Below are 26,514 nucleotides of genomic sequence, written 5' to 3'. Positions count from 1 at the left end.
TAGGCATCAATGCATACAATAAACCATAATTAAATCACCTTATCAACTCCACTGTCCGGCAAGATCATCACACCTCACAGGTTCACTTAGCGATATCGATTTTCACCTTCTTGTTCTTGATCTTTTCGTTCTTCACTAGCTGCAACGTAGCGCTGGCTTTGGATTTACGAACGGCAACAAAAGAAATAAAGTCTTTTACTTCGATCAGGCCGATATCTTCCTGTTTCAATTGCCCTTTATTCGCTAAAAACCCTACAATATCGATCTTATTGACTTTGTCCTTTTTACCGGCAGCAATAAAAAAAGTGGTCCATTTAGGTTTTTCCGGAATTACGCTGCTTTCCGGAAGCTCGATTTCCTCGATTCCGGGATCGATATAGGCGGGAAGTCTCTCTTCAGGAGACAATATAAGGATAGCGGTGCCGCTGGCTTCCATCCTCGCCGTCCTTCCGTTCCGGTGGGTGAAAACTTCTTCCGTATTTGGTAAATGATAGTGAATGATATACCGGATATGCGGTATGTCCAATCCCCTGGCCGCCAGATCCGTGGTCACGAGGACATTGGAGCTGCCATTGCGGAACTTGCCCAAGGCGCTGTCCCTTTCCGGCTGTTCCAGCGCTCCATGATAAAATACATTTACAATCCCTTTTTCTTTCAATATGGCGCTGGTCCGGTCCACGGATTCCCGGTGATTGCAAAATACGATTGTAGACCGGTTACCCAGGGAGCAGATCAGCCGGAAAAGCGTATCTGATTTGTCTTTATCCTCGCTCCTTACCCATTTAATGGCCAGCGCTGCAGATTTTTCACCGGATAAAAAATTGATCCGTTCGGGTTCGTGCAAACCGATAAAGGCGGGAATGTCCGCTGCTTCGGTGGCTGAGGTAAGGATCCTTTTGTTCAAAGAGGTAAGAGAGCCGATAATAAAGGACATTTCTTCCAGGAAACCCAGTTCGAGGGATTTGTCGAATTCATCCAGCACCAGTGTCCGGATCCCCGGCAGTTTAATATTTCCCCTGCGAATATGGTCTGCCAGTCTCCCTGGAGTTCCGATGATCAGTGCAGGGGCTTCCAGTAGATTATTTTCTTCTATTTCACGTTTATGCCCGCCATAACAACAGGTGACCTTAAATCCGGTACTCATGGTCTTAAAAACCTGTTCGATCTGCAGGGCCAGTTCCCGGGAAGGAGTAATGATCAGGGCCTGTGTTCCGGATTGGGAAGGATCCAGCAATTCCCTGACCGGCAGGAGAAACCCAAGGGTCTTCCCTGATCCTGTATCAGCCAGCAGGATCATATCTTTGCCCGTCTTATTGGCTTCCAGGGAAGCCAGTTGCATTTCGTTTAGAGCGTCGATCTTGAAATTGGAAAGTATCTGGTCAATCGACGGTGAATCCTTTTGCATTTTGCAAATTTACGCCCTATTTACCTGTAAATACGGGCTTTCTTTTTTCCAGAAAGGCTGCGGCGCCCTCTTTCATGTCTTCCGTAGCAAAACATTCTCCGAAAGCTTGCTGCTCCAAAATAAAGCCGTTGCCTGCTTTTGCGCCTTCTGCCGACGATGGTGACGCTGCCGACGCTGCCGGACTTCCGGCGGCGATATTCACGCATTCGATGATCCGGGCTACTGCGACAGGGGCCTTGGCCTGGATCGTCAGCAGGAACTCCCGGGTTTTGGATAACAATTCCTCAGCTGACGTGACCTGGCCCACCAATCCCAATCGCAAAGCTTCCTGTGCGTCAATCACCGCAGCGGAGAGCATTAATTCCAGGGCTTTGCCTTTCCCGATAAGTTGGGTCAGCCGCTGAGTGCCGCCATAACCGGGTATCAGCCCCAGGTTGACTTCCGGTTGACCGAATTTGGCATTGGCACTGCAAAAACGTAAATGACAGGCCATAGCCAGTTCGTTTCCTCCTCCAAGTGCAAAGCCATTTACTGCCGCCACTATAGGTTTAGGAGAGTTTTCAATACGAAAAAAAATATCGTGTCCTTTTTTGGAAAGAGCCTGCCCTTCTTCCTGGCTTAATCCGAGGAATTCGGAAATGTCTGCGCCGGCGACAAATGCTTTTGGTCCCGCGCCGGTAATTATCGCGCTTTTAATTTCCCGGTTTTCGTAAACTTCACTGATCACTTCATCCAGTTCACTCATTACAGCTTTGTTCAGGGCATTGAGTTTGTCAGGGCGATTGATGGTGATCGTGAAAATATGATCCGAAAGACCGGTTAATAATGTTGTGTACATAAAAGGAGTTTATTGATAGACTAAAAATCACGATGCTCACCGACCCATTCCGTGATATATTTGGAGATGGCTGTTGTTGGCGTGCCGGGTTGAAACAGATCGCCTACTCCCAAAGCCTGCAATTGAAGTCTGTCCTCATCGGGAATGATTCCTCCTCCGGTCAGTAATACATCGTCCATGCCCCGGGCTTTCATCAATTCGATTATTTTGGGAAATACCGTCATATGCGCTCCGCTCAGGATACTGATACCGATAGCATCCACGTCTTCCTGAAGAGCGGCGTTGACCACCATTTCAGCGGTCTGGCGAAGGCCGGTATATATCACTTCCATGCCGGCATCCCGCAAGGCGGTGGCAATGATCCTGGCTCCCCGGTCATGACCATCGAGGCCGACCTTGGCTACTAATACCCGGATAGGGCGTCCCCGGGGACCCTGTTTTCCGGAGGCTTGTGACGAAAGATCCTGTGAGCTTGTATCCATGCAAGGTATCGTTATCGTTCGTAATCGTTGAGTTGTAAAAATAAGCAATCTCCTCCACCTTACCCTTTCTGCAATAAGCTCAGGGTGTGGTGAATGCGTTTGATGGTCTCCTCCCGGCCGATAAGTGCGGCAATGTCGAAAACACCCGGACCGAATTTTCCGCCAACCAGCATGATCCGCAGTGGCATTAACAGATCGCCCGGTTTGATCTGTGCCGCTGCTGCCATCTCTTTGAATTCCTTTTCCAGTTCAAATGCTTCCCATTGTGAAAGGAGTTGTAACTGCCGGATATACTCTACGAAAAATTGCTGTTTGGCCTCATTCCATTTTGGCTGGATCGGAGATATGTCGATTATTTCCGGAGATTGGAAAAAGAAGGCCGCCTGGGTTACGAAATCCGTAAGCAGATGACAGCGGTCTTTTACCAGTTCCAGTACTTTTTCGAATTTGGGATGGTGTCTGATCTCCTCATTGCCAACCACAATGCCCTTTTCCGCAAATAAAGCCTTAACCTGTTGCTGATAGTGTGCTACGGGTGTTTTTTTGATCCATTCCTGGTTAAACCATTTTGCTTTTTCAAAATCAAATTTAGCCCCGCCTTTATGAACCCGCTCAATTGAAAATGCCTTTACCAGTTCATCAAGGGTAAACAATTCCTGACCTGTGCCGTCATTCCAGCCCAGCATGGCCAGCATATTAAGGAAGGCCTCCGGTAAAAAACCGATCTCCCTGAAGCCTTTGGTCAATTCTCCTGTTTTTGAATCTGTCCAGTTCATGGCAAATACAGGGAAACCCAGGCGGTCTCCATCCCGTTTGCTCAGTTTTCCGTTTCCTTCCGGTTTCAGGATCAAGGGAAGATGGGCCCACTGGGGCATATGATCCACCCCAAACAAGTGTTTCCATAATAAAATATGGACAGGGGCGCTGGGCAACCATTCCTCTCCACGAAAAGCATGCGTGATTTCCATGAGGTGATCATCTACGACCACGGCCAAATGGTAGGTAGGCATTCCATCTGCCTTCAGCAACACCTTGTCGTCGAGACCGGAAGAGGAAAAATGAACTTCCCCCCTGATCATATCGGTAAATCTTACGTCCTCCCCGGGAATAATTTTGATCCGTATGACGTAAGGTGTGCCGGTTGCCAATAGTCTTTGCACCTCTTCGGCAGGCAGGGTCAGGGAGTTTTTCATTTTTTCCCGGAGCGAATGATTATACTGCGGCGAAGGATTTTCGGCTGTTTTGTATTTTACCCGCATTTCTTCCAATTCCTGAGGGGTATCGAAGGCATAATAGGCAAATCCATCCTGCAGCAATTGCCGGGCATATTTTTCATAAATTCCCAGGGCCTTTCGTTCGCTTTGGCGATAAGGTCCGTATTTCCCATCTTTTACCGGACTTTCGTCCGGCTCCAGTCCACACCATTTCAGACAATCGAGAATATATTCTTCGGCCCCCGGAACATAACGGCTTTGATCGGTATCTTCTATTCGCAGGACAAAATCCCCCTGATGCTGACGGGCAAACAGGTAGTTGAATAACACCGTTCTGACCCCTCCCAAATGCAAGCCCCCCGTTGGACTGGGGGCAAATCTTAACCTGACTTTTTTGCTCATAGCTCCCAAAGGTACAAATTCTATATGGGGTGTTTTTAAGTTACCCCATATAGAATTTGTGGCTAATGATTGGCATTCTGCCGTGGCGCCCCCTTTAGGTTATGGCGGGGGTGCTTTTAAGTTACCCATATAGAATTTGTGGCTAATGATTAGCATCTGCCGTGGCGCCCGTTGCTCCCGTTTTTTGTTAATGGCCAGGCTGAGGGCCGGGAAAAGTACTAATGGGTACGATTTTGGCGTTAGGAATGGTAATTTTAAAACAATAGACCAGACTGTGAAGTTCCTTTTTTCATTTCTTTGTGTCATCTCCCTTTTGCCTGCGTCTGCCCAGCTTACATACCAGACCTTAACCGTTGATTATGACAGCGCCTGGCAGTATAAAAACTTAAAGATCATTCCAATCCGGATGAAAGGAGGTGGAGGAATACCGGGAGGCGGTGTTCCGGGTAACCCGGTAACCCTTAAGGATGCCCTTAACCAGGGATTGGTTACGGTCAGTGAACGCGGAAGTACTTCCTTCGACAATGTACATTGGTTACGGTTTAATACTCATTCGGAAAAATCCATTTTGATTGGGGGAGGGGAGATCATTGCCGGCGGCAGACAGGATAGGATGGTTATCCGGGATACGATCCTGGAGCCTTCGTCCAAAGATCAATACGTTCCCGTAATGTGTGTGGAAGAAGGCCGCTGGAGTGAAAAGGAAAAAAAATTCGCCTATAGCAATTATGCCAATCCCCATTTGAGGAAAGTACTGGATTCCACCCGGAACCAGGTATTGATCTGGAAGGAAATCGAGAAACAATTAGCCGCAGGTGCTTATAAGAACACGACAGAAGCCTATCTGTCCAGGAACCTGGACAAAAAACATATGGAGGCGGACGGGGAATACTTTCGGTTTTTCCAACAAAAGTTCAGGAATTCGGACAGTACGATCGTGGGTTTTGTTGCAGTCTCGGGTTATAAAGTGATCGGCAGCGATATATTTGCGGGTACCGGTTTGTTTTACCCTCAACTGGAACCGCTGTTACATAGTTATATTGATGATGCTCTTTTATTCGGAGGGCCGGTCAGTCTTCCTGACCCGCCTCTCCACCGATATATGGACAGCCTTTTAAAAAATGAACCCAGCCAGGAGGAATTTGCCCGTAAAAATGGACGGATATTCCGACAGAAGGGTCAGGTGGTGCATGTGCATACTTTCCTTAAAGAATCCGCGAAGAAGGAAACCCCATAGCCTTTATTAATAGGATAACCCTCCTGTAACCGTAACATTGGAGAATCTATGTAAATTGCCATATTATGTTCTATCTGGTAAGAACACCCTGGTGGTTAAAACGGATTTATGCCGGTCTGATCTGGCGAATGCCGGTCCGGGAAAAGGTACTTTATCTTAGTTTTGACGATGGTCCTCATCCCGTCGCCACCCCGTTTGTATTGGACGAATTGAAGAAATACCAGGCCAAAGCCAGTTTTTTTTGTATCGGCAAAAACGTACAGGAACACCCGAAACTATATAAAAGAATACTGGAAGAAGGGCACAGGGTGGGCAATCACACCCATAATCATGTGAATGGCTGGAAGGTCGCGGAAGGAGAATATATAGAAAATATAAAGGAAGCAGCCAGGTATATAGATTCGGATCTTTTCCGCCCTCCGTATGGCCGGATTACTTCCAACCAGTCTTCTCGTCTCCGGAAGGCTCCATATCATTATAAAGTTATCATGTGGGATGTCCTTAGTGCTGATTTTGATATATCGCTGACTCCTGAAAAATGCGCCAGGAATACGATACGGCATGCGCGGCCGGGTTCCATCATTGTATTTCATGACAGTGAAAAAGCCTTTCTCCGGCTTCGGGGTGCACTACCCCGGGTTTTGCGACATTTTTCGGACCTGGGATACCGGTTTGAAGTGCTGCAGCCCTAATCGTAAAGCCAAAGTGTTTCAATTTTTGAATAAATAAGTAAAAAAATTCAGCTGACGTAAATGAACGGTTATTAGAGATTCTTCGGGTTGGATCAACTATAACGGATAGGGTCGTGTGGGGAATGAGCGGCCGGGCTTCGCTTAAAAATAAATTGGGCCTGGGTAGACACCCTGGCCCGTTTTTAATCCGTACCCTATGAAAACTGATTTAAAGGTAAACCTTTTTTTGATTTATGCAAAGTAATTTCCTTTATGGGCGCAATGTTCAGGGGATCGATTGTTTTTTTGGGATATTTGCAACCAGGAACCGACATTAAAATACCCACTTAATTGAACACAACTTTACTATGCGATTGATCGATACCCATTGTCATTTATACCTGAAGGAATTTAAAGAGGATATAGAAGATACAATACAGCGGGCTGAAAAAGAAGGAGTTGAGAAATTCTATCTGCCGGCCGTGGAAAGCAGTACCCTGGCGGATCTTTTAGCCCTGGAAGAGCGATATCCCGGCAAGTGCATTGGGATGATAGGGCTTCATCCCTGTTCGGTAAAAGAAGATTACAATAAAGAGCTTTCTCTGGTGGAAGGGTGGCTCGGGCGTCGTTCCTGGTCTGCCGTAGGTGAGATTGGATTGGATTTTTATTGGGACAGGAGTTTTGAGAAACAGCAATTTGACGCTTTTCACCGGCAAACGGAATGGGCTTTACAATATGATATCCCGATTGTTATCCATTCAAGGGATTCCATGAAAGAAAGTATTGCCGTAATCCGGGAACATCAAAAGGGAAAACTCCGCGGGATCTTTCATTGTTTTTCAGGCACGTATGAGATGGCCAGGGAGATTATTGATCTGGGATTTTTCCTGGGGATCGGCGGGGTGATCACCTATAAAAAGGCTGGCCTTGCTGAATTGCTGCAGCAGGAGGGAATAGGACTGGAGCACCTGGTCCTGGAGACAGATGCTCCTTATCTCACCCCTGTACCTTTCCGTGGCAAAAGGAATGAAAGTGCCTATATTAAATATGTAGCGGCCAAATTGGCGGAGGCTAAGGGGATACCTGTAGAGGAGGTCGCCCGGATCACCACAGAAAATGCCCAAAAAATATTCGGCATTTAAATCTGGAAATTGTACTTTTGCCGCCCCCAAGCGGACCAAAGGTCTGATTGGTAATAAAATAAAGAACAGGAGAGGTGTCCGAGTGGTTGAAGGAGCACGCCTGGAAAGTGTGTATAGGAGAAATCCTATCGCGGGTTCGAATCCCGCCCTCTCCGCAAATGAATCAATCGCCCCGCAATAGCGGGGCATTTTTATGCCCGGAAGCTTGGCAAGCGAGCTTGCCTAAGCGTACGGGCATAAAAATGGAAGGCACGAAGTGCCGGCGATTGATTCTTTTGACGCCCCCCATTCCGGGATCACTGGAGCGAAGCGGAAGTAATCCCCTTAAACGTGTGTCGTTAGGAAACCGGACGATTTTCCGCTCCAATGCAAAAGCATATCAGTGGTCTGTTAATCTGCGTTAACAAGGCGTATTTGCCCCTATTGAATGTCGTTTTCGCCACCCGTTTGACCAAACAACGTTCGCTAGTTTTACAAAAAAAATATGCGAAAAATTATCGTTACCGAATTCATCACCCTCGATGGTGTTGTCGAAGCGCCCGGCGGCAATGAAACCCCTCATCCTCATGGGGGTTGGCAGTCCAAATACAGCGCTCCGGAAACCGGCAAGTACAAGGTTGATGAGCTTGCTGGCGTGGATACCTTGCTGTTGGGCAAAACCACATTCGAAATGTTTGCCGAATATTGGCCCGGACAGACCGGCGGCGGGTTCGCCGACCGCATCAACCAGCTGCCGAAATATGTCGTATCCCGGAGCCTGCAAAAGGTGGAGTGGAACAACAGCCATATCCTTCGCGACGTGTCCAAAGACGTCGCCGCGCTGAAGAAGACCGATGGTGGTGATATCCTCGTCTATGGGAGCGCCACCCTTGCCAAGGCACTGCTACACCACGACCTCATCGACGAACTGCGGCTGTTGGTATATCCTGTCTCGATCGGCGGCGGGTTGAGGCTTTTCGATGACAACCGGGAATTGAAGAAATTCGGGCTCAAACACGCGCGCGCGATCGACAACGGGGTTCTTATCCTCGAATATCAGCCAATCCGTTAACCCGGAATGCTGGCAAATCACGGTCTTTCTTCTCCTGTTTTTTGAACGCGTTAGCATGAAAAAAATATCCTTTTAAATTGATGTAATGAAATCCAGGTAATTGTATTGTGTAATACCCGCAAATGTAGCATTGGGGTATGCTTTTGCGAAACCAACAGGAATTTTGATCTTTCCTTGCTTCCATTTGCATTCGAAAGCTGCCAGTTCCTGTCTGTTGTTAACTTCAATCAGGTCCAATTCCTGCTGATCGTAAGTTCGCCAAAAGTAATATTGCGGGTTATAGCCTCTGTAACTATTAAATTTTATCCTTTCTGATAGAAAATATTGTTCCCATAATTGCCCAATATCATTACGATTTTGCAACGGGCTAAAATTATTTATCAAGGCATTCCTAATACCATTATCATAGAAATACCACTTTTTACTTTTGCTTACTTCTTTACGTAAATTGCTACTGTAACCGGACAAGGGATATATAATAAAGACCTTGGCAAGTAAGTCGAGGTAGCGATCTATTGTACCCTTATTTAATTGCAGTGTATTGCCCAGTTCCACGGTGCTTACCTCGCTTCCGACCTGAAAAGCAAGTAACTGTAAAAGTTTATAGAGTACGTCCGCTCCCTTTACATTTTCGTATATAAGAATATCCTTAAGTAGATAGCTATTTACCAGTGATTTTAGATACACTTCTTTCTCTTCGGTTGTAGGAAGGTGCCACAATTCGGGGTAACTACCGTAGATTAACCGTTGTTCAAGGTTGGATGTCGTAGCCAATAGGTTCTCTAATTGGGTAAGTTCTACCTGAGCAATAGGGTATAGTTGATAAACCAACTGGCGGCCAACCAGAGGCTCTCCCGCGGCTGCAACAAGATCAAAACTACTGCTGCCGGTGGCAATTATGGTTATTCCTTTTATACTATCGATCATTAATTTTAAAACCCGTCCAATGTCGGGAACGGCCTGCGCTTCATCAATTATTACAATTTTTTTGTTCCGAATCAGGCGTTCGTAATTGGCAATCGTCCGTTGTTGTAAGATAGCCGCGACCTGCATATCTTCTCCCTGTAATAACAGTACATCGTCCTTGTGCTTTTCGGCAATATTCTGAATAAGGGTCGTTTTTCCAACCCGGCGGGTACCATAAAGCATAATTACTTTCTGCTTGCTCAATTGCTTTTCCAGCGTCTCTTCCAAGATTCTAGGTATATCCATAAGTCAAAATTAGGCCATTTTAGTGACCTAATTTAGCTTAATTCAGTCATTAAGCAGGCCTAATCTAAGTAAATTGAGCCGTTATACAATAGAAATGACTCGCAAAGGGTTAATTGATAATAATATATGTCTGCTGGTTGTTTTAAAAATCAATAAAGAAATGCGGTTCGAGAATTGTATCGTAAGGGCCGCCTTATAGCACAAGTCGAAATATTCTTCGCTTGTGCCGTTTTTATTTTCCTGCAATTCCTTCTCTATCAGATAGAATGACCTATCGGGAACAACATAAGCCATTTATCTCAGCCGCCTGGTCCACCAAGTCAAGAGCTGTGAAACATTTGCTTCTTTCATAATCAGAAAATAAAATGTCCGGAAAATGTCTGGAACGTTAACCCCAAACGTCTTAGTTATGCAGCTTAAAGGATTCACGTGTAATTTCTCAACATAAAAAAATTAGAAATAATGACAAATGAAAATCCTGAGAACTCATCTTCGATGATCTCCAAAAACAAATCTGGTATTAGCCTATCCGGTTTTTTTATCTCGCCGGTTGCATTAATTCGCATCAGCTCTATTCTGTTTGTTGGGTTAACGATCGGACATTTGTGGGGATACCCCTGGACATCGCATACCCCTCGGGAATTACAACTCGTAGGTTCGATGAAATCTGTCGATTTTCTTTTCTTTGGAGAACGCTCAAGTTATTGGAATCTTTATTTTGGATGGGGGCTCTGGATCGCGGTCCTTATGATCACGGTGGCAATTATCCTCTGGCTGTTGTCAGATCTTGCCCCTCTTGCCCCACGACGCGTAGGCACCATTACCGTAGTCATCTCCGCGACCTGCCTTATCGGCGCTTATTTCTCTTTTCGCTATTTTTACACCCCGCCGTTAATAATGGAGTGTGTTATGTTCATAACTCTGCTGATAGCGACCGTGCAACTGCTAAAAAAAGCCTAAACCATGTAATAACACATTCATTAAATTTTCTTCGCCCATCTTGATGGATATCCGTCAAACACCAATTTTCGGGGAACATCAAACTAATTATCTTTCGTTTTGAATGTCCACAGAATCCAGAAATAAAAAGATAATTTTATGAAGAATGACCTATCGGGAACAGCATAGGCCATTTATCTCAGCCGCCTGGTCCACCAGGTCAAGATCTGTGAAACATTTGCTCCTTTCATAAACAGAAAATAAAATGTCCGGAAAATGTCCGGAACGTTAACCCAATACGTCTTAGTTATGCAGCGTGAAGGATTCACGTGTAATTTCTAAACATAAAAAAATAAAATTATGAATGAATTGAAAGACAAAGTGGCGGTAATCTATGGGGCGGGCGGCGAAATCGGCGGCGCTGTCGCACGTGCATTCGCACGCGAAGGAGCGAGGCTTTTTCTTACCGGGCACCGCCTGGCGCCTGTGGAAGCGGTTGCCAAGGACATCTTGTCTGCTGGCGGCGTTGCCGAGGCAGCAGAGGTTGATGCCCTTGATGAGCAGGCTATAGACAGGCATCTACAGTATGTAGTAGCTAATGCAGGCTGTATCGATATTTCGTTCAATGCGATGGGGAACTCGCCAGCCAAATATCTGGGAGGATCGCTGGTCGATATGGATCTTAAACAATTCTCCATGCCAATCATGAGCTATACCACATCCTACTTTCTGACTGCGCGTTTAGCGGCAAGACGCATGCTCCCGAATAAATCCGGGGTGATCATGACCGTTACTGCGCCTCCCGCAAGAATAGGCACGCCAAACGGAGGTTATGGTCCGTCACAGGCTGCCAAGGAAGCGCTTACGCGATACCTGTCGGTTGAACTCGCTCCTCAGGGCATCCGCGTTGTCGGTCTGCAGCCGCATGGCATGCCGGAAACACAGACAATAAGGGAAATATTTGAATGGAGGGCAAAGACAGCGGGCCTGACCTGGGAACAGTTCTCAGGTTATCTTGCAGGCATGAACCATCCCAAGCGCTTCCTGACACTCGCAGAGATGGCTAATGTAGCAGCCTTTCTGGCTTCCGATAAGGCAGGAGGGATGATGGGATCGACCGTCAATGTGACCATGGGAGCCCTGGACGACTAGTATCTGCTGACAAAAACCTATATTTTTTAAACATCAACATAAAGAAAACTACTATGAATGAATTTGTATATTTCTATCGAGGTTACGAACTACCTGCATCTCCTGAGGAAATGCAGAAGAAAACGGCCAAATGGATGACCTGGCTTAAGGATCTCAGTGACAAAGGCCATGTGAAATCTCTCGGAGAGCCTTTGCAACCTGGGGGCAAGGTAGTCAAAGGCACAAAAAAGCAGGTCATTGACGGTCCCTATGCCGAAGCTAAAGACGTGGTCGGAGGTTATAGTATTATTGCGGCCAGGGATATCGAACAGGCTTTGGAGTTTTCCCTGGGATGTCCCATTTTCGAGGATGGCGGTTCTGTGGAGGTACGTCAAATCGGACAGATAGAATCAGGCGATGGATATTGAGGAACATTTTTTCCGGCATGAATTCGGAAGAATTGTTGCCACGCTTACCCGGCTTTTCGGAGTCCGTAACTTCGCATTGGCAGAAGACGTCACTCAGGACGCCTTCTGCCGTGCGATGGAGACGTGGAAGTTACGCGGACTGCCGAAAAATCCTTCCGCATGGCTGATGGCTTCTGCCAGGAACCGTGCCGTGGATATCTTGCGCCGGGAGCGCACGGCCAGAGTGTCTGAGCCAGAACTAGCGCGGTTTCTTGAATCGGAATGGACGCTGGTTCCGACGGTAGAGGAGGCTTTTAGTGCTACCGCTGTGAACGATTCCCAGCTACGTATGATGTTTTCCTGCTGCCATCCCCGCCTCTCTGAAGAGGCTCAAATTGCACTTATATTGCACATATTATGCGGATTCAATGTAAAGGAGATTGCACAGGCCTTCATGAGCAGTCATGCCGCTATTGAAAAACGCATCACCCGGGCAAAGAAAATATTGGCGGAATCCACGAAGCTTTTTGATCTCGCCGATGCGGATTTCCCCTCCAGGCTTTCCTCCGTTCTGCAAGCATTATATTTGCTTTTCAACGAAGGGTATCATGGATCCTCACCTGAGGCGTTAGTGCGGATGGAGCTTTGTCAGGAAGCCATGCGGCTTATAAATTTACTCATCGGACAACCTGCTTTGGTAACCCCCCAATCATATGCGCTTGCTGCGTTGATGTATCTCAACGCGGCCCGTCTGCCAACTCGTTTAGATGGTTCGGGTAATCTTGTTTCGTTCTTTGAACAGGATCGGTCTTTATGGAATCATAACCTCATAGCAGAAGGACAAACGCTTCTTAACCTTTCTGCCTCTGGTACAGAACTGACAAAATATCATATTGAAGCGGCTATTGCTTCAATGCATAATAGTGCCGCTGGAAGCGAAGATACCGATTGGAAAGAGATAGTATCGCTTTATGATATGCTTATGGCTATCCATCCTTCTCCGGTCATTGCACTTAACCGTGCGATTGCCATCGCACAACTGGATGGCCCGGAACGGGGATTGCAGGAGATACGCATCATCCATGACCTTCATCGCCTTTCTTCTTACCCGTTTTACCCGGCTACGCTTGGTGAACTTGAACTCCGTCGGGGAAATTACCCGGTTGCGAAAACGCACTTCTCCACAGCGCTTTCGTTGGCACGCAATCCTATGGAACGTAATTTCTTGCAACGACGTATAGATACTTGCAAAGAAAGCTAGGGCATACCGGGCTTTTGTCATTTTTGAGATTTCAACCATTTGAAAGTTTGCTCTGGGTCTGCAATGCTCCATGAATGTGGATGTCTGTTGTTATTGGGTTTACTGTAACCTTTATTAATTGTCGTTATTAAAACTGCTTTGTCATTGCCTGATTTTTGCAACTCGTTAATCATTGCCGCCTGGTCTGTTATATTGATATAAGAATAATCATAACCTCTTTGGCTAAGCCACCATTGAATGTCTGGTTCTGATATTATCATGATTGGTGTTTTGATCAGAGGTTTTATTGCTCTTTGTGTTGTGTCTGAAAAAGAATAGGGCGAGTTATTGTAAAAATTTTCTAATGCAGTTTCAGGTGTTCCTCCCATTTCTTTTTTAATTCTGTCTATCATATATGTAACCTCTTCGTTTACCTGACTTGGATTTGAAAACACAAGTCCCACTAATTGAAAACCCGCCAATATAAAAGTCTTTTCCTTGTAGCTTATATTTTGCAGCAACCAATTCTATTAACTCTTTTAGAGATTGCTGTGATGCTGTGTCGCTACCGAAGTACAAGAATTTTAGTATATCGGGAAGTCCTTTAAAAATTGACAAATGTAATTGCAACTGAAAATGGGAATTTAGCAAATGCCCAATAGAAGATATATTCCTGAAGTTATGAAACAACGCTTTTGTTGGAAATTATCATTTTTTCAGTCGTAAAAATCTCATTGCGTTATTGTAAAGTATATCCTCCTTATCTTGTTTAGTAAGAAAGGTCAAACTATTCAGAAAGTGAATTGATTTCTCAATAGCATATGGCCATACCATTTGGTCAGAACCAAACATTACTCTATCCAGATATCCGGCTTCCTTGATATTTCGGAGGAAATCTTTGATGTATCGTTGTGTATTAGGTTCCACCCAGAGCATCACTGCGAGATCTGTATAGAGTTTTGGATAATAGGCCATAAGTCTAATTGCATGTTCCGGCCAGTCTTCTCCTCCAGCATGCATCATATAAATTCTAAGATTAGGATATTGCACTAAAACATCTTCAATTAAATAAGGGTCCGCTAACCTTAGTCTTGCTTTAGGTGACCATGAATAGGTCCCTCCAGGGTCGCCACCACCGGTGTGGACAGCTACCGGAATATCATACTTTTCACAGATGCGTAAATAAGGCTGCCAGATAGAGTCACTTAATGTACCTCCACTATAATACGGGGCAAGTTCTCCAAATACTTCAATTTTTTTGTCTTTAACCATATGCTCGAATTTGATCGTGTCCATTCCGTAATCATTTGGAGTGTACATCAAAATTCCCCTGATCACAATATTACCACTATCTTTCGCTGTCCAGTTTTCCACACTTTCAGGATTTCCACTTACTACAGCTTTCACTATATTAAATTTTCTGAACGCTGCTAAGGTTGCTTCTCGATGAGCTTCCGCATTTGTAGAACCTTTTGTTCCATAATAATCGGTTGCACCTTTCTGCTTACCGAAATCACTGTCCGTATATGAGTGAATGTGCATGTCGATAATTTTTGTTTGGGATTGTGCAAACAAAAACCTCGGAATAAATATAAGTATTATTATAATTTGTCTGTCCATTGGAGGTCTTTTTATAATTTCGCAATCGAACGCTTTTTTTATAAGCTCGTTGGTAGAGTTGCCAACTCTGATCTATGCTTAAACTATTCATAATCGTCCGGTTGTACCAGGCTAAATTACAATAAAATCTTCTTTTCTAATCCGCAGATTGTCCGATATGTTTTTCAGGAAGGGTTAAGACGATTGCCCAGTTTTCCAGGTAAATGATAATGTCCTTGCGGCAATTGGTGGAAGCGCACAATGAGCAAATGAAAACAGCAATGAAGCCCGAAAACATTACAGCCCCCCAGACACGCTAATACAAAAACCCACCAATTAACAGTTATTTTATATGCAAAATTCAGCAACCACCGGTTCATAATATAAAATGCAATTGGTGATGCCTGCCCAATAATATTGATGGCGGTATATGCTTTGTTACGGGATATATTCGGTAAGGGTTATTTTTTCACTGAAATAACCGCAGTTTGGAATGATTCTTGTGCTTTTACCCTGTTTTTAATATGAAAAAATGGAAAGGGCTCTGGAGGAACTGTCGGCTACTGTTTTGCGAAATCTTCTTATTGAAGAAATAAAAATATTTATTGTAGCCCTGGATTGCCGACCTACAGAGGAATTACAATCAATGAAATATCGCCTTAGAAGGATTTTTGACCTGATTGCAGAAAAGGAACAAGCCGAACTAAGGACCTTAGTTTGGGGGAAAAATTCTACAAATACTTCGGGAACAAATCCCCAAACTAGAGTAGATGAAATTATCAATAATCTTCGGTAGGATTAACTTACATTATATTACATATTATACTCTGTCTTTATAGCCTTTGGCCCAATACTTGAATTTATAGCATTTGGTTTTTCATAGGATATTGGATTTTAAACGGGCCTGGATTTCTATCCTAGCCCTTTTTTATTAGTCATGCCGCTATTGGAAAACGCATTACCCGGGCAAAGAAAATATTGGCGGAATCCACAAAACTTTTTGATCTCGCCGATGCGGATTTTTCCTCCAGGTTTTCCTCCGTTCTGCAAGCATTATATTTGCTTTTCAACGAAGGGTATCATGGATCCTCACTTGAGGCGTTAGTGCGGATGGAGCTTTGTCAGGAAGCCTTGCGACTTATAAATTTACTCATCGAACAACCTGCTTTAGTAACCCCCCCCCAATCATATGCGCAACGGCGTTTAGATACATGCAAAGAAAGCCAGAGCATACCTGGCTTTTGTCATTTTTGAGATTTCAACCACTTGAAGGTTTGCTCTGTGTCTGCAATGCTCCAGGAATGTGGATGTCTGTTGTTATTGGGTTTTCTGTAACCTTTATTAATTGTCGTTATTAAAACGGCTTTGTCATTGCCTAATTTTTGCAACTCGTTAATCATTGCCGCCTGGTCTGTTATATTGATATAAGAATAATCATAACCTCTTTGGCTAAGCCACCATTGAATGTCCGGTTCTGATATTATCATGATTGGTGTTTTGATCAGAGGTTTTATTGCTATTTGTGTTGTGTCTGAAAAAGAATAGGGCGAGTTATTGTAAAAATTTTCTAATGCAGTTTCAGGTGTTCCAGCCATTTCTTTTTTAATTCTGCCTATCATATAAGTAACCTCTTCGTTTACCTTACTTGGATTTGAAAACACATATTTAGGTAGGTCTGTTTCAATTAAAAGGTTTTGTGGTGAATAATTTCCAAATCCGTCTAATAAAAACATAAACGAATTTATTTGTCCATTTTGTAGTACAACAGCAATGTACATATTTGCAGTACTGTCATTTTTGTCTAAATAAACCGTTTCAATTTTTTGACAAAATGAAACAGTTGAAATGAAAATCGTCAGAAAAAGAATGAGAATTTTATTCATGTACAAAGTGTTGTTTTAGCTTGCAGGCCACGTTGGCGCATTGGCTGCTTTGCGGCGGAATTAAAGTAGCAATTATTTACTTTCGGGTATTTTCTTATATGACCCTCTTTTTTTAGGTAGTTCGACTGGTACTAAGTTAGCAATATCTTAAATAGTCATAGATTATTTCATTAAGGCAGCGTGCCATAAAAATCAACTTGGGTAAAATGCTGCTTTTGCTCTTCGGATATTTGCCGGATTTCCCCGAGAGAGCGGGCGAAGCTAATCCTAATCGCTTCCTTTGTCTTTAATTGAGCAAGGCTTTATTTGTATTTCAAAGAAAATTCTGAGTAGGGTTTGATTACCACCCACTCTGTCTAAAAGCCAAAAGATTGAACCGACTATTTCGCGCATTTATTGGATGAAGTAAATGTTCCAGGGCGACGTGATTTTCAAACACTAATTCAACGTTCCAATTCTTTTGTCATTGCTTTAATAAACCCGGCCTTGTCCTTTTTCGCCTCTTTCAACATCGCTTGTCTATCTTCCGGAATGGAATAATATTTTTCAGCCCATAAATTTATTTCAATCATTAAGGGAAGTAAATCAATCCCTTTTCGGGTTAACTTATATAGCATTTTGACTTTACTTTCAGGATGTTTTAATTTTTTGATAAGCCCGTTTTCTTCCAGCACTTTCAGCCTTGCGGCTAAAATGTTAGTGGCTATTCCTTCCGCTGATTTTAAAAAGTCCCCATAAGTGCACTCTTTTGCAAATATCAAGTCCCTGATAATCAACAGAGACCACTTATCTCCCCATATATCTAGCGAACAACTAACCGGACAATCCGACCTCTTTTTGGCTTTAGGCATAAAGAATATTTTAAAAATACTTGCAATTTGCAAGTAACTTGTTATATTTGCACTTGCAAATTGCAAGTAAAGGTACAATACAACGCAAGATGAAACAAACAATTTTATTGCCTAGGGCTTCTTCAGGAAAAAACAATTCAACTTTTACACATTAAAAATAATAAAATGAATATTAATGGAAAAACAGTATTGATAACAGGCGGAGCTTCAGGCATTGGCCTGGAAGCGGCTAAGCAATTTTTAGCCGGTGGCGCCAAAGTTATTATTACGGGCAGGAACCAGGCGAAATTGGACGCTGCCAAAAAATCATATCCCGCTTTGATTGCGATCAACAGCGATGTTGCAGACGCCGGGGATGCCGCTTCCCTATTCAGCCAGGTAAAAGGTCTTGGCGGCATCGATATATTGTACAATAATGCAGGTGTTGGCGTCCCGCCACTAAATTTGGGACTTGCCAACGACAAACACTGGGAAGGCGCCGCTTATGAAATGAACGTCAACTACCTGGGGGTGATCCGGCTGAACAATCTTTTTATGGATATGTTGAAATCCAGGAAGGAGGCGGCAATTATAAATACTACCTCAATACTCAGTTATTTACCTTCGCTGATCGAGGCTACTTATTCGGCTTCCAAAACGGCTTTGGCTTTTTATACCCGGTCGCTGAGGGAGCATTTACGTATATTGAACAGTAAGGTGAAAGTATTTGAATTGTTACCTCCAATTGTGGAAACAGAAATGACCTCGAACAGGGACGATAAAAAAATGAGCGCGGAAGCGCTGGTAAATGGCCTGATCGCCGGGCTTAAAAAAGACCAATATACTATCCGTGTGGGCAATACAAAATTGCTGTATATGATCAACCGGCTTTTCCCGATAATAGCTTTCGGCCTGGTTAACACTAAGAAAACTTACCGGTCTTTGAAACCATAAAGAAAAATTTTTAAAATGAAAGCTTTTATCATAGACCGATACGGCAAAAAAGAGAAACTGCACTTGCGAGAAATCCCGGAACCGGTTGTAAAAGAAAATGATGTATTAGTTCAGGTATATTCGGCCGGCGTGAACTTATTGGATTCAAAAATTAAAAATGGTGAATTCAAACTTATACTGCCCTACAAGCCCCCCTTTGTGTTAGGCCATGATGTAGCAGGTATGATCACAAAAGTAGGCTCCAAGGTCAGCCGCTTTAAAGTGGGCGATGAAGTGTATGCACGACCGGCAGATCATCGCATCGGCACTTTTGCCGAGCTGATTGCGATCGATGAAGCCGATGTAGCCCTTAAACCCAAAAAGCTTACTATGGAAGAAGCGGCGTCCATCCCCCTGGTGGCCCTGACCGCCTGGCAGGCGCTTGTTGAAAAGGCAGACCTGAAAAAAGGGCAAAAAGTTTTCATCCAGGCAGGCTCAGGCGGTGTGGGAACAATCGCCATTCAATTGGCCAAACACATTGGTGCTACGGTAGCAACCACGACAGGTACGACAAACGTAGAATGGGTGAAAACACTGGGTGCGGATGTAGTGATCGATTATCAAAAAGAAGATTTTGAAACCATTCTGCGTGATTACGATGTGGTGTTGAACAGCCAGGATACCAAAACACTGGAAAAGTCCCTCCGGGTGCTAAAACCGGGTGGCAAGCTTATCTCGATCTCCGGCCCTCCGGACCCTGGTTTTGCAAAAGATACCCAACTGGGCTGGCTGCTGAAAATGGCCATGTGGCTGCTGAGCTTTGGCGTACGCAGGAGAGCAAAACACCAGCGCGTAGGCTATTCTTTCCTTTTTATGCGGGCAGAAGGTAGCCAGTTGAGTAAGATCGCTGCTCTTATTGATTCAGGAATAATAAGCCCGGTTATTGATAAGGTCTTCCCTTTCGATGAAATCGAAGGGGCATTAGCCTATGTCGAGAGTGGGCGCGCAAAGGGTAAGGTCGTCATCAAGGTTAAATAAGCAAACCTACCGGATAAGTACTTCTCTCCGATCAACTGCTGACGGTGTACCGCAGGAACACTACACCATTGTCAAACCGGCGCTCCTCGACTAACGGATTACAATGGGAAGGCTTCAGATTCGTTCGAACTCAACGCTTTTTATTTATAAAAACCTACCCTTAAAAAGGCTTTAGGATAATTTGGGATATTTTTGTATAATATATTGACTTATAGTATATTGCGAAGCATTTTATTATGCACTCACAAAGAAGTCCGAAAAGGATACCCTTATAAACAACGAATATCCGTCTTAAATATGCCACAACTTCAGAACGTCGCCCTTATAATAGCCCATCCGGGGCATGAGCTAAGGGTTTTTCATTTCGTAGAATTGTATAAACCGAGAGTATATATATTAACAGATGGTTCCGGTTCGTCAGGCACATCCAGATTGGATAATACGATTGGCATTCTTAAAGATTGTGGTGCAAGCATCTCCCCGGTAATGGGATATTTTACCGATAAGGAAATATATCGCATTATTTTAGAAAGGGATTATTCGTCACTGACTGCTTTGGCACAGGATATCCTTTTGGATTTTCATGAACATAATATCCGGGTTGTTGCCGGTGATGCCATTGAAGGCTTTAATCCAGCTCATGATCTTTGTCGTTACCTGATTAACCTGATCGTCGTTGCGGAGGAAGCAAAAAGCGGAAAAGAAATGCAGAATTTTGATTTTCTGTTGGAGGGGCTAATGAATGAAGAAGATGCGTCATTGATTGTCAGGCTAGATGAAGCCGGTTTTGAACGCAAACTTAAAGCTGCGGAAGGATATACGGAACTTGCACAGGAATTGCAAAGTGTTATCCGGAAATTTGGGAAAAGCCCATTCATGGTCGAATGTTTGAGAAGAGTAGTTAATCCCAATAAATATATCGCTTGGGAAGGTGAGGTTCCTTATTATGAAGAATATGCCCTGGAAAAAGTGAAAAATGGAGTGTATAAAAAAATTATCTCTTTTCAGGAACATGTATTGCCTTTGATCCGCCATCTTTCTACCCATTTAGTTACCGGAACGCCTATACATGAATATACTGATAACCAATATTGAATTAGGTCACCGAAGCGGGACGGTAGTATACGTATTTGAACTGGCAATTGGGCTAAAGGAGAAGGGATATAATGTGGAGGTATACACCAGGAAGATCGGTGAGACGGCAATGGATTTGATAAAGGAGGGTATTCAGGTAACTGATGACCCTGGACAATTAATAAATATACCGGATATTATCCATGCTCATCATAACCTGACATCCATCGATGTACTGAAGCGGTTTAAAGATGTGCCTGTGCTGTTTTTTTTGCATGACAGGTTATACTTCTATGACATTCCGGTAAAAAACCCCAGGATCTTAAAATATATTGCTGTAGATTATAACTGTTTGGACAGATTGCTTATCGAAGCGAAAATACCCTGCCATTATACGAGTGTAATTTATAATTGGGTAAATACCGATAGATTTAAGTGTAGAAAAGATTTTGCGGTTCGACCTTCGTCGGCTCTGGTCTTCAGTAATTATGCCAAATCAAATAATCATTACCATATTATTGCCAGTGCCTGCAGGAAATATGGAATCACCCTTGATGTTATAGGGGCCGGAACAGGCAATTATATTAAACAGCCGGAACAGGTTTTGCTGAAGTACGATCTTGTTTTTGCTAAAGCAAAAGCGGCCATGGAAGCCTTGTCTACAGGAGCGGCTGTTGTTTTGTGCGATTATTCAGGGCTTGGGGAAATGGTTGCTCCGGAAAGACTGGAGTATTTGCGAAAATTTAATTTTGGAATGAAAACCCTGACACGGCATTTCGACGAAGATCACATCATTGAGGAAATCAGGAAATTCAATGGAGACAATAACCGTTTAAATGCTGAATGGATCAGGGAACATGCTTCTTTCACCAGGATTCTGGAACAGCTTATTCAATTATATCAACAGACGATAGTCGATTACCAAAAAGGGATAAGGGGCCTTCCGCTAAGCCCGATCTACTGCCGGTGGCTGGAATTCAAACTTAAGATCCGCCTTTCATTGCCGGTAAGGGCCATATTTAAACTAAGAAAGATCTCTGGAAAAGGAATGCGTTGATTGCTTACACCGGGTTATTGCGCCTCTTTAAAAAAATACTCCTGATAGTAAATGCAATTTCCAGGGCAGGCTTCCGGTTGGTCATCAAAAAGGTTAAGACCGCTACCAGGATCGATAAATAATATAAAGAGGGATTGGCAAAGTACAAACAGCCAATTATGAAAAGAAATATGGCCGTTAGACCAAGGATGGGGCGGAAATTTACCCGGAGTGGGATTCTCTTTTTATAATATGTATATCTTATCAGAAAAATGGCCAGAAAACCACAGGCCATACCCATACCGGGCCCGTAAAGATTTGTTTTGGTGATAAGTGACAGCGTTACGGCTATATTTACAATGCTTCCCAGGATAGAAGTTCGGAAGATATGGTGTGTGTTTTTTTCCAAAATAAACAAGGCTCCCATAAAAGAGGTTAACGCAAGAAGTGATGCACCAACCAATAAAACCGGGATATATTTCCATGCCTCGTGATAGCTTGCCTCAACAAAATGTCCTACCACTATTTTTGAAATGGAAGAAAAAAGGATGATCAGGCTGAATAGCAGGCAGATATAATGATTGAGCATCTTGCTGAATTGATCTTTCAAGCCCTGCAGGTCGTTCTTTTTTAAAATCAGATCCTGCCATGCGGGTATAAAAAAGGAATTTAGAAAAATGATGATCGCAGCAAACTTTGCGGCAATGGCATAGATGCCATTTGCTTCCAATCCCAAAAAAAAGGCGATGATAATCCTGTCAAATCCCCCCATCAGCCACCAGCTGATAGCATTATATACCAAGGGAGCTGAGTAAAGAACTATCGATTTTAATGAAGTACTGTTTATTTCAGATCTTTTCAGAAAACTGAAAAAATTGATCTTAAAAGAAATATATAATATACAAACCGTATTGGAAAGAATTAAAGAAAGCAAAACTCCCTGGATATTTAGATGCCATATTCCTAAAAGAATAATATTAAAAAAAAGAAGGAGTATGCCGTTTAAAATAGCAAGAAAAGAATATTGTTTTATCAGTTCTAATCCCCGCAATAATTGTTGTAAATATGCCAATAGTATGGCACTGATAATGAAGATACAGATAAGATTCTTATAGGGGAAGGATTTGCTGGATGGAAGAGCAAACGCAAATAACCCTATAAGTAATGCGCTGGCAGGAATTATGACGAAACTGTTGGTAATGGCAACTATCTGTTTCCTCCGGTCGCCTTTGCTTTCCAGTAACCACCTGTACAAACCATCCGAAATTTTTAAGGTGATAATGGCTGTAATTAATTGACTGCCTGTCAGGATAAGATCATAATAGCCTAAGTCATTTTTGGCTAATACGAAAGAATAATAAGGGATCAATAAAAAGGAAACAGCTTTGCTTAAAACAGGGCCGGTCGCATAAAGCAAAGTATCCCGTATTAGTTTTTGATTGGTTGACATCTTGGATACCCTGGAAAGACCGTCTGAAGACCTTCTCAGGGGCCGCGCAAAGTTAATAAATATTGAGCAACCTTTTGTCTCCATTCTGAAAGCTCAATCGTTATAATGGAATAACCATAAAATTTAAAGCAATGAAAGAACTGGAAAACAAAGTTGCGGTGATCTACGGAGCCGGAGGTGCGATCGGCGGTGCTGTCGCACGAGTCTTTGCTGCAGAAGGCGCCATGGTGTTTCTTATCGGACGCCGCCGGGCGTCGGTCGAAACGGTCGCGAAGGACATCCTTTCCGATGGCGGATACGCCGAAGCGGCAGAGGTCGATGCTCTGGACGAGCAGGCTGTCGGCAACCATCTTCAGTACGTAATCGATAGGGCGGGCCGCGTGGATATCTCGTTCAACGCCATTGGGATCCCGAATTCGCAGATTCTGGGTGTGCCTCTTGTTGACCTGGATGCCGAAAAATTCTCTCTGGCGATCAACACCTTCACAACATCATACTTCCTGACCGCACGTCTGGCGGCCCGGCGGATGATCCCGAACAAATCAGGGGTCATCATGACCATCACCGCCCTCCCCTCGCGGAAGGGCTCTACATCGAATGGTGGCTACGGTTCGGCGCAGGCGGCCAAGGAGGCACTTTCCCGGGATCTATCAGCCGAGCTTGCACCACATGGCATTCGTGTCGTCGGTCTGCGACCTCACGGCATGCCGGAGACGTCTATGATGAAAGAACTCCACCAGATCAAGGCCTCAAAAATAACCTACAAACAGTTCGGGGATTTTCTGGCAAGCTCGACCCACCCTGGACGGGTCATGGAACTTGCGGAGTTGGCTAACGTTGCCGCCTTCATGGCTTCCGATAAGGCGAGCGGGATGACGGGAACTACCGTCAATTTGACCATGGGCAGCCTGGATGACTAGCGTGTTCACCAATCGATGCATCTACCCCAATGGTGCATATAATGGAATATTTTGTCTTTTTCATGTTATTACGATGATTTAGTTTTCTGTTTCTGAATATATTTATCCAATTTATCAAACGTACCGGCAAAGCCTTGTTGCATGTTTTCTTTAATAGAGTTATACGTTGTTTCTTGCGCGGCAGTAGCGTTTATAGGATGGCCTTGCAGGGTCAGGGTTGTACGTCCGTTAGCCTCTGTTAAAGTCATTTGGTTAAAGATCTCCAAAGGGAAGTCCATGGGGAACGGCGAGGTACAAATATTGCCTTTTTCGTCTGAAAAGGAGCTAATGAATTCGATCAGATCATATTTATTTATATTGACATATTTAAACAACCCCCACAAAGTTTGGTTGCCGCCTTCCATTTTATAAAGAAATTTGCCGCCGGGCTTAAAGTCGAAAGTTTTAACGGTTAACGACATCCCTTTCGGTCCCCACCATTCGGCCATAGCGTCGGCGTTTGCAAAGGCTTCAAATACTACTTCTTTTGGGGCGTTAAAATTACGCACTATTTTTAGCCCTGGTTTTGTTTGATCTATCATTTTGGTCGATTTTTATTTTGTACTTTATTAATGTATTTATCTAACGAATCAAATCTTTCTATCCAGAACTGGCGGTATTGGTTTATCCAGTCGTTTACATCGCCCAGGGTATCCAGCTTTGCCTCGCAATAGCGCTCCCTGCCCTGCTGATTTATAATGACCATGCCGCACTCTTTTAAAATTTTTATATGATTTGAAATAGCCGGCCTGCTGATATCAAATTTATCAGCAATGGCATTTAAATTCATCGGTTGGAAGGCAATTAAACTCAGTATTTCACGCCTGGTGGGATCGGCGATTGCCTGGAAAACATCTCGTCTCGCTTCTGCTGCCATATTGCGTAATCATTTGATTACACAATTATAAATGTAATCATTTGATTACGCAAATTTATTGTCGGAAAAATCGTGAATGTTTTCAAAAAATATAGCTTCAGGCCTCTAAACCCGCCGCAGAATGCAAATCAACCATAAAAGAGTTCGGGTTTTGTAGCGTAAGGGCCGCTAATTCTCCGGCAGCTTTGCCAGATCAACCGCAGGCATCACCCCATTAGCCTGCCGACGGATCACAGAATGAGGGGGCAGATTGTTCAATTGCTTAAAACCGCCGCTGTACATATAAAATTGGTTATTTTCCACGCCGGCACCATAATCATAGCGGGGATGTTTAACAGGGTCCGCCGTGGTGGTCAGGTTACAATCCGTCATTTCCATCCAGGTCCCCGAGGGGGTGCAAACCCATTGATTGCCATAGTCACACTTAAAATAATCATTGCCATTGGGGCCGAAGTTCTCCACAAAAGCATACAGATGAGACAGCAGTTTGCCCCCTGTTTTTGACTTATCCCATTTCGCGATCATGCGCCACTCACTATTCTCAGGTGCAAAATACCAGGCTGTGAAGATCGTATGGTCACCCGCAGGCTTTGCGCCAACGATCAATTTATAGGTGGTTCCATTCTTCCAGGGAAAAACCAAATGCGTATGACCGCCGGAACCCTCATTGCCGAAATCCCCGGAAAATACGCCCTTCCCTTTTTTGAGGAGCTTTACCGCATATTCGGAAGGGATGGTTTTGGGATCATCCGTCCGGAAATTACTCCACACAGAAAAGATAAACCTCCTCTCCGTCCGAGAATTTACCTGGATACCCATATAACCATCGGCAAATCCATTTGTTTCATAATAAGCATTTTGCGCATCCACCCCTTGCGGCACCGAAACTTCCGTATAAAACCACGCGACGGCACTATCACCCGGAACTACATATCGTAAATGCGTGGAAGGCGCTCCCCGATATTGACTCGTATTGTATTTTATTTGCTGCGCCGCCGGTCCCGAAAGCACTATCGCCTCGATATCCGGGAAATAGCTACCGGTTTTGGAAAGACCTGTTATAGCAATAAAATGATACCGTAAATCGCTGATAGGGAAGTCTCCGGCTGGCAGCGTGACAAAGGTATCTTCCTGCTGTATGGATAGCTCATGTCCTTCTCCTTCACCGTCCAATTGCACCTTTATCCGGCTATTGCCATCAGGACAACGCAGCCTTATGCCTATGGTGAGGGCACCTTTATTTGGATAAAAAAATGTGCGGGTGCTTACGGCGGGGTTGCTCCAACGCACCAGGCCTTTCTCACCAATGTTGTCGTCCTTCCAGGATCGCTGCTCAGGATAAATATATCCGTTGCTATACAACGTGACAACAACCGCCGAATCTATCCCGGCCCTAACATAATCCCAAAAAAAAATAGCCGATATGATTATCAACAAAAATCGTTTCATAAATTTAATTTTCAA

Annotated in this window: 28 protein-coding genes and 1 tRNA gene; 16 read left to right on the top strand and 13 right to left on the bottom strand. The window is 44.0% G+C overall.

Annotation, left to right across the window (positions count from 1 at the left end; translation table 11 throughout):
• Positions 1-82: 82 nt before the first annotated feature.
• Genes ACX0G9_RS12310 through gltX form a run of 4 tightly spaced genes read right to left on the bottom strand, consistent with a single transcriptional unit; the run spans position 83 to position 4,341 of the window.
• A complete protein-coding gene (locus ACX0G9_RS12310; RefSeq protein WP_459065208.1) occupies positions 83-1,405 on the bottom strand; it encodes a DEAD/DEAH box helicase in 1,323 nt (440 codons plus the stop codon).
• A 16-nt stretch (positions 1,406-1,421) separates the two neighbouring features.
• Entirely contained in the window at positions 1,422-2,243 is an 822-nt protein-coding gene (locus tag ACX0G9_RS12305; RefSeq protein WP_459065207.1) for an enoyl-CoA hydratase/isomerase family protein, read from the bottom strand.
• A 20-nt stretch (positions 2,244-2,263) separates the two neighbouring features.
• On the bottom strand, positions 2,264-2,725 hold the full coding sequence (locus tag ACX0G9_RS12300) for a cobalamin B12-binding domain-containing protein (RefSeq protein WP_459065206.1): 462 nt from the start codon (positions 2,723-2,725) through the stop codon (positions 2,264-2,266).
• Positions 2,726-2,784: 59 nt separating this feature from the next.
• A complete protein-coding gene (gltX, locus tag ACX0G9_RS12295; RefSeq protein WP_459065205.1) occupies positions 2,785-4,341 on the bottom strand; it encodes a glutamate--tRNA ligase in 1,557 nt (518 codons plus the stop codon).
• A gap of 145 nt (positions 4,342-4,486) precedes the next feature.
• On the opposite strand from gltX, the gene ACX0G9_RS12290 reads away from it, so the two are divergent.
• From ACX0G9_RS12290 to ACX0G9_RS12270, 5 genes are all read left to right on the top strand, one after another.
• Positions 4,487-5,578: an ARPP-1 family domain-containing protein gene (locus tag ACX0G9_RS12290; protein WP_459065204.1), complete on the top strand. Its 1,092-nt coding sequence runs from the start codon at positions 4,487-4,489 to the stop codon at positions 5,576-5,578.
• A gap of 65 nt (positions 5,579-5,643) precedes the next feature.
• Positions 5,644-6,270 (top strand): polysaccharide deacetylase family protein, encoded by a 627-nt coding sequence (locus ACX0G9_RS12285; RefSeq protein WP_459065203.1) that lies wholly within the window; start codon positions 5,644-5,646, stop codon positions 6,268-6,270.
• Positions 6,271-6,617: 347 nt separating this feature from the next.
• Positions 6,618-7,391, top strand: a complete 774-nt coding sequence (locus ACX0G9_RS12280) for a TatD family hydrolase (RefSeq protein ID WP_459065202.1) — start codon at positions 6,618-6,620, stop codon at positions 7,389-7,391.
• Between the two features lie 68 nt (positions 7,392-7,459).
• Positions 7,460-7,546 (top strand) — tRNA-Ser (locus ACX0G9_RS12275).
• Between the two features lie 329 nt (positions 7,547-7,875).
• The gene (locus ACX0G9_RS12270) at positions 7,876-8,442 is read left to right on the top strand and encodes a dihydrofolate reductase family protein (protein WP_459065201.1); all 567 of its coding nucleotides are present in this window, start codon (positions 7,876-7,878) and stop codon (positions 8,440-8,442) included.
• Positions 8,443-8,514: 72 nt separating this feature from the next.
• On the opposite strand, the gene ACX0G9_RS12265 is transcribed toward ACX0G9_RS12270, so the two are convergent.
• The gene (locus ACX0G9_RS12265; protein ID WP_459065200.1) at positions 8,515-9,654 is read right to left on the bottom strand and encodes an ATP-binding protein; all 1,140 of its coding nucleotides are present in this window, start codon (positions 9,652-9,654) and stop codon (positions 8,515-8,517) included.
• 462 nt (positions 9,655-10,116) lie between these two features.
• On the opposite strand from ACX0G9_RS12265, the gene ACX0G9_RS12260 reads away from it, so the two are divergent.
• The 4 genes from ACX0G9_RS12260 to ACX0G9_RS12245 all read left to right on the top strand — a co-directional run bounded on the left by ACX0G9_RS12260 (position 10,117) and on the right by ACX0G9_RS12245 (position 13,392).
• On the top strand, positions 10,117-10,614 hold the full coding sequence (locus ACX0G9_RS12260) for an LIC_13387 family protein (protein WP_459065199.1): 498 nt from the start codon (positions 10,117-10,119) through the stop codon (positions 10,612-10,614).
• A gap of 339 nt (positions 10,615-10,953) precedes the next feature.
• Positions 10,954-11,745: an SDR family NAD(P)-dependent oxidoreductase gene (locus ACX0G9_RS12255; protein WP_459065198.1), complete on the top strand. Its 792-nt coding sequence runs from the start codon at positions 10,954-10,956 to the stop codon at positions 11,743-11,745.
• Between the two features lie 53 nt (positions 11,746-11,798).
• Positions 11,799-12,152, top strand: coding sequence for a YciI family protein (locus tag ACX0G9_RS12250; RefSeq protein WP_459065197.1), 354 nt, complete (start codon positions 11,799-11,801; stop codon positions 12,150-12,152).
• Positions 12,142-13,392 carry an RNA polymerase sigma factor gene (locus ACX0G9_RS12245; protein ID WP_459065196.1) on the top strand — a complete coding sequence of 417 codons (1,251 nt, stop codon included), beginning with the start codon at positions 12,142-12,144 and terminating at the stop codon, positions 13,390-13,392. The genes ACX0G9_RS12250 and ACX0G9_RS12245 overlap by 11 nt, the downstream gene beginning before the upstream one ends.
• Before the next feature lie 17 nt (positions 13,393-13,409).
• Here the strand turns inward: ACX0G9_RS12245 and ACX0G9_RS12240 are convergent, their stop codons facing one another.
• Together ACX0G9_RS12240 and ACX0G9_RS12235 are read right to left on the bottom strand one after the other, a co-directional pair.
• Positions 13,410-13,892: a hypothetical protein gene (locus tag ACX0G9_RS12240; RefSeq protein ID WP_459065195.1), complete on the bottom strand. Its 483-nt coding sequence runs from the start codon at positions 13,890-13,892 to the stop codon at positions 13,410-13,412.
• 187 nt (positions 13,893-14,079) lie between these two features.
• Positions 14,080-14,991 (bottom strand): amidohydrolase family protein, encoded by a 912-nt coding sequence (locus ACX0G9_RS12235; protein ID WP_459065194.1) that lies wholly within the window; start codon positions 14,989-14,991, stop codon positions 14,080-14,082.
• A gap of 511 nt (positions 14,992-15,502) precedes the next feature.
• Between ACX0G9_RS12235 and ACX0G9_RS12230 the strand changes: the two genes are divergently transcribed.
• Entirely contained in the window at positions 15,503-15,766 is a 264-nt protein-coding gene (locus ACX0G9_RS12230) for a hypothetical protein (RefSeq protein WP_459065193.1), read from the top strand.
• A gap of 182 nt (positions 15,767-15,948) precedes the next feature.
• Positions 15,949-16,224: a DUF6596 domain-containing protein gene (locus tag ACX0G9_RS12225; RefSeq protein WP_459065192.1), complete on the top strand. Its 276-nt coding sequence runs from the start codon at positions 15,949-15,951 to the stop codon at positions 16,222-16,224.
• Here the strand turns inward: ACX0G9_RS12225 and ACX0G9_RS12220 are convergent.
• Entirely contained in the window at positions 16,215-16,853 is a 639-nt protein-coding gene (locus tag ACX0G9_RS12220) for a hypothetical protein (RefSeq protein WP_459065191.1), read from the bottom strand. The two genes, ACX0G9_RS12225 and ACX0G9_RS12220, sit on opposite strands and share 10 nt — an antisense overlap.
• 443 nt (positions 16,854-17,296) lie before the next feature.
• Entirely contained in the window at positions 17,297-17,704 is a 408-nt protein-coding gene (locus tag ACX0G9_RS12215) for a winged helix-turn-helix transcriptional regulator (RefSeq protein WP_459065190.1), read from the bottom strand.
• 165 nt (positions 17,705-17,869) lie between these two features.
• Here ACX0G9_RS12215 and ACX0G9_RS12210 point away from each other — a divergent pair, with 165 nt between their 5' ends.
• The 4 genes from ACX0G9_RS12210 to ACX0G9_RS12195 all read left to right on the top strand — a co-directional run bounded on the left by ACX0G9_RS12210 (position 17,870) and on the right by ACX0G9_RS12195 (position 21,785).
• The gene (locus tag ACX0G9_RS12210) at positions 17,870-18,637 is read left to right on the top strand and encodes an SDR family oxidoreductase (RefSeq protein ID WP_459065189.1); all 768 of its coding nucleotides are present in this window, start codon (positions 17,870-17,872) and stop codon (positions 18,635-18,637) included.
• Positions 18,638-18,652: 15 nt separating this feature from the next.
• The gene (locus ACX0G9_RS12205) at positions 18,653-19,654 is read left to right on the top strand and encodes an NADP-dependent oxidoreductase (RefSeq protein ID WP_459065188.1); all 1,002 of its coding nucleotides are present in this window, start codon (positions 18,653-18,655) and stop codon (positions 19,652-19,654) included.
• 297 nt (positions 19,655-19,951) lie between these two features.
• Complete coding sequence (locus tag ACX0G9_RS12200; RefSeq protein WP_459065187.1) at positions 19,952-20,749, top strand: hypothetical protein; 798 nt, start codon at positions 19,952-19,954, stop codon at positions 20,747-20,749.
• Entirely contained in the window at positions 20,724-21,785 is a 1,062-nt protein-coding gene (locus ACX0G9_RS12195) for a glycosyltransferase family protein (RefSeq protein WP_459065186.1), read from the top strand. Before ACX0G9_RS12200 ends, ACX0G9_RS12195 begins: the two co-directional genes overlap by 26 nt.
• Positions 21,786-21,789: 4 nt before the next feature.
• Here the strand turns inward: ACX0G9_RS12195 and ACX0G9_RS12190 are convergent, their stop codons facing one another.
• Positions 21,790-23,181: a lipopolysaccharide biosynthesis protein gene (locus ACX0G9_RS12190; RefSeq protein WP_459065185.1), complete on the bottom strand. Its 1,392-nt coding sequence runs from the start codon at positions 23,179-23,181 to the stop codon at positions 21,790-21,792.
• 164 nt (positions 23,182-23,345) lie between these two features.
• On the opposite strand from ACX0G9_RS12190, the gene ACX0G9_RS12185 reads away from it, so the two are divergent.
• Positions 23,346-24,134, top strand: a complete 789-nt coding sequence (locus tag ACX0G9_RS12185; protein ID WP_459065184.1) for an SDR family NAD(P)-dependent oxidoreductase — start codon at positions 23,346-23,348, stop codon at positions 24,132-24,134.
• 68 nt (positions 24,135-24,202) lie between these two features.
• Here ACX0G9_RS12185 and ACX0G9_RS12180 read toward each other — a convergent pair whose 3' ends face one another.
• The 3 genes from ACX0G9_RS12180 to ACX0G9_RS12170 form a co-directional block, all read right to left on the bottom strand.
• Entirely contained in the window at positions 24,203-24,715 is a 513-nt protein-coding gene (locus tag ACX0G9_RS12180; RefSeq protein ID WP_459065183.1) for an SRPBCC family protein, read from the bottom strand.
• A complete protein-coding gene (locus ACX0G9_RS12175; RefSeq protein WP_459065182.1) occupies positions 24,712-25,050 on the bottom strand; it encodes an ArsR/SmtB family transcription factor in 339 nt (112 codons plus the stop codon). The genes ACX0G9_RS12180 and ACX0G9_RS12175 overlap by 4 nt, the downstream gene beginning before the upstream one ends.
• 168 nt (positions 25,051-25,218) lie before the next feature.
• Positions 25,219-26,499 (bottom strand): DUF3472 domain-containing protein, encoded by a 1,281-nt coding sequence (locus ACX0G9_RS12170; RefSeq protein ID WP_459065181.1) that lies wholly within the window; start codon positions 26,497-26,499, stop codon positions 25,219-25,221.
• Between the last annotated feature and the right edge of the window lie 15 nt (positions 26,500-26,514).

It is taken from the genome of Flavitalea flava, assembly GCF_054461575.1.
Note: the sequence above shows the minus strand (reverse complement) of the source record. Positions and strands in the feature narration are given on the sequence as shown.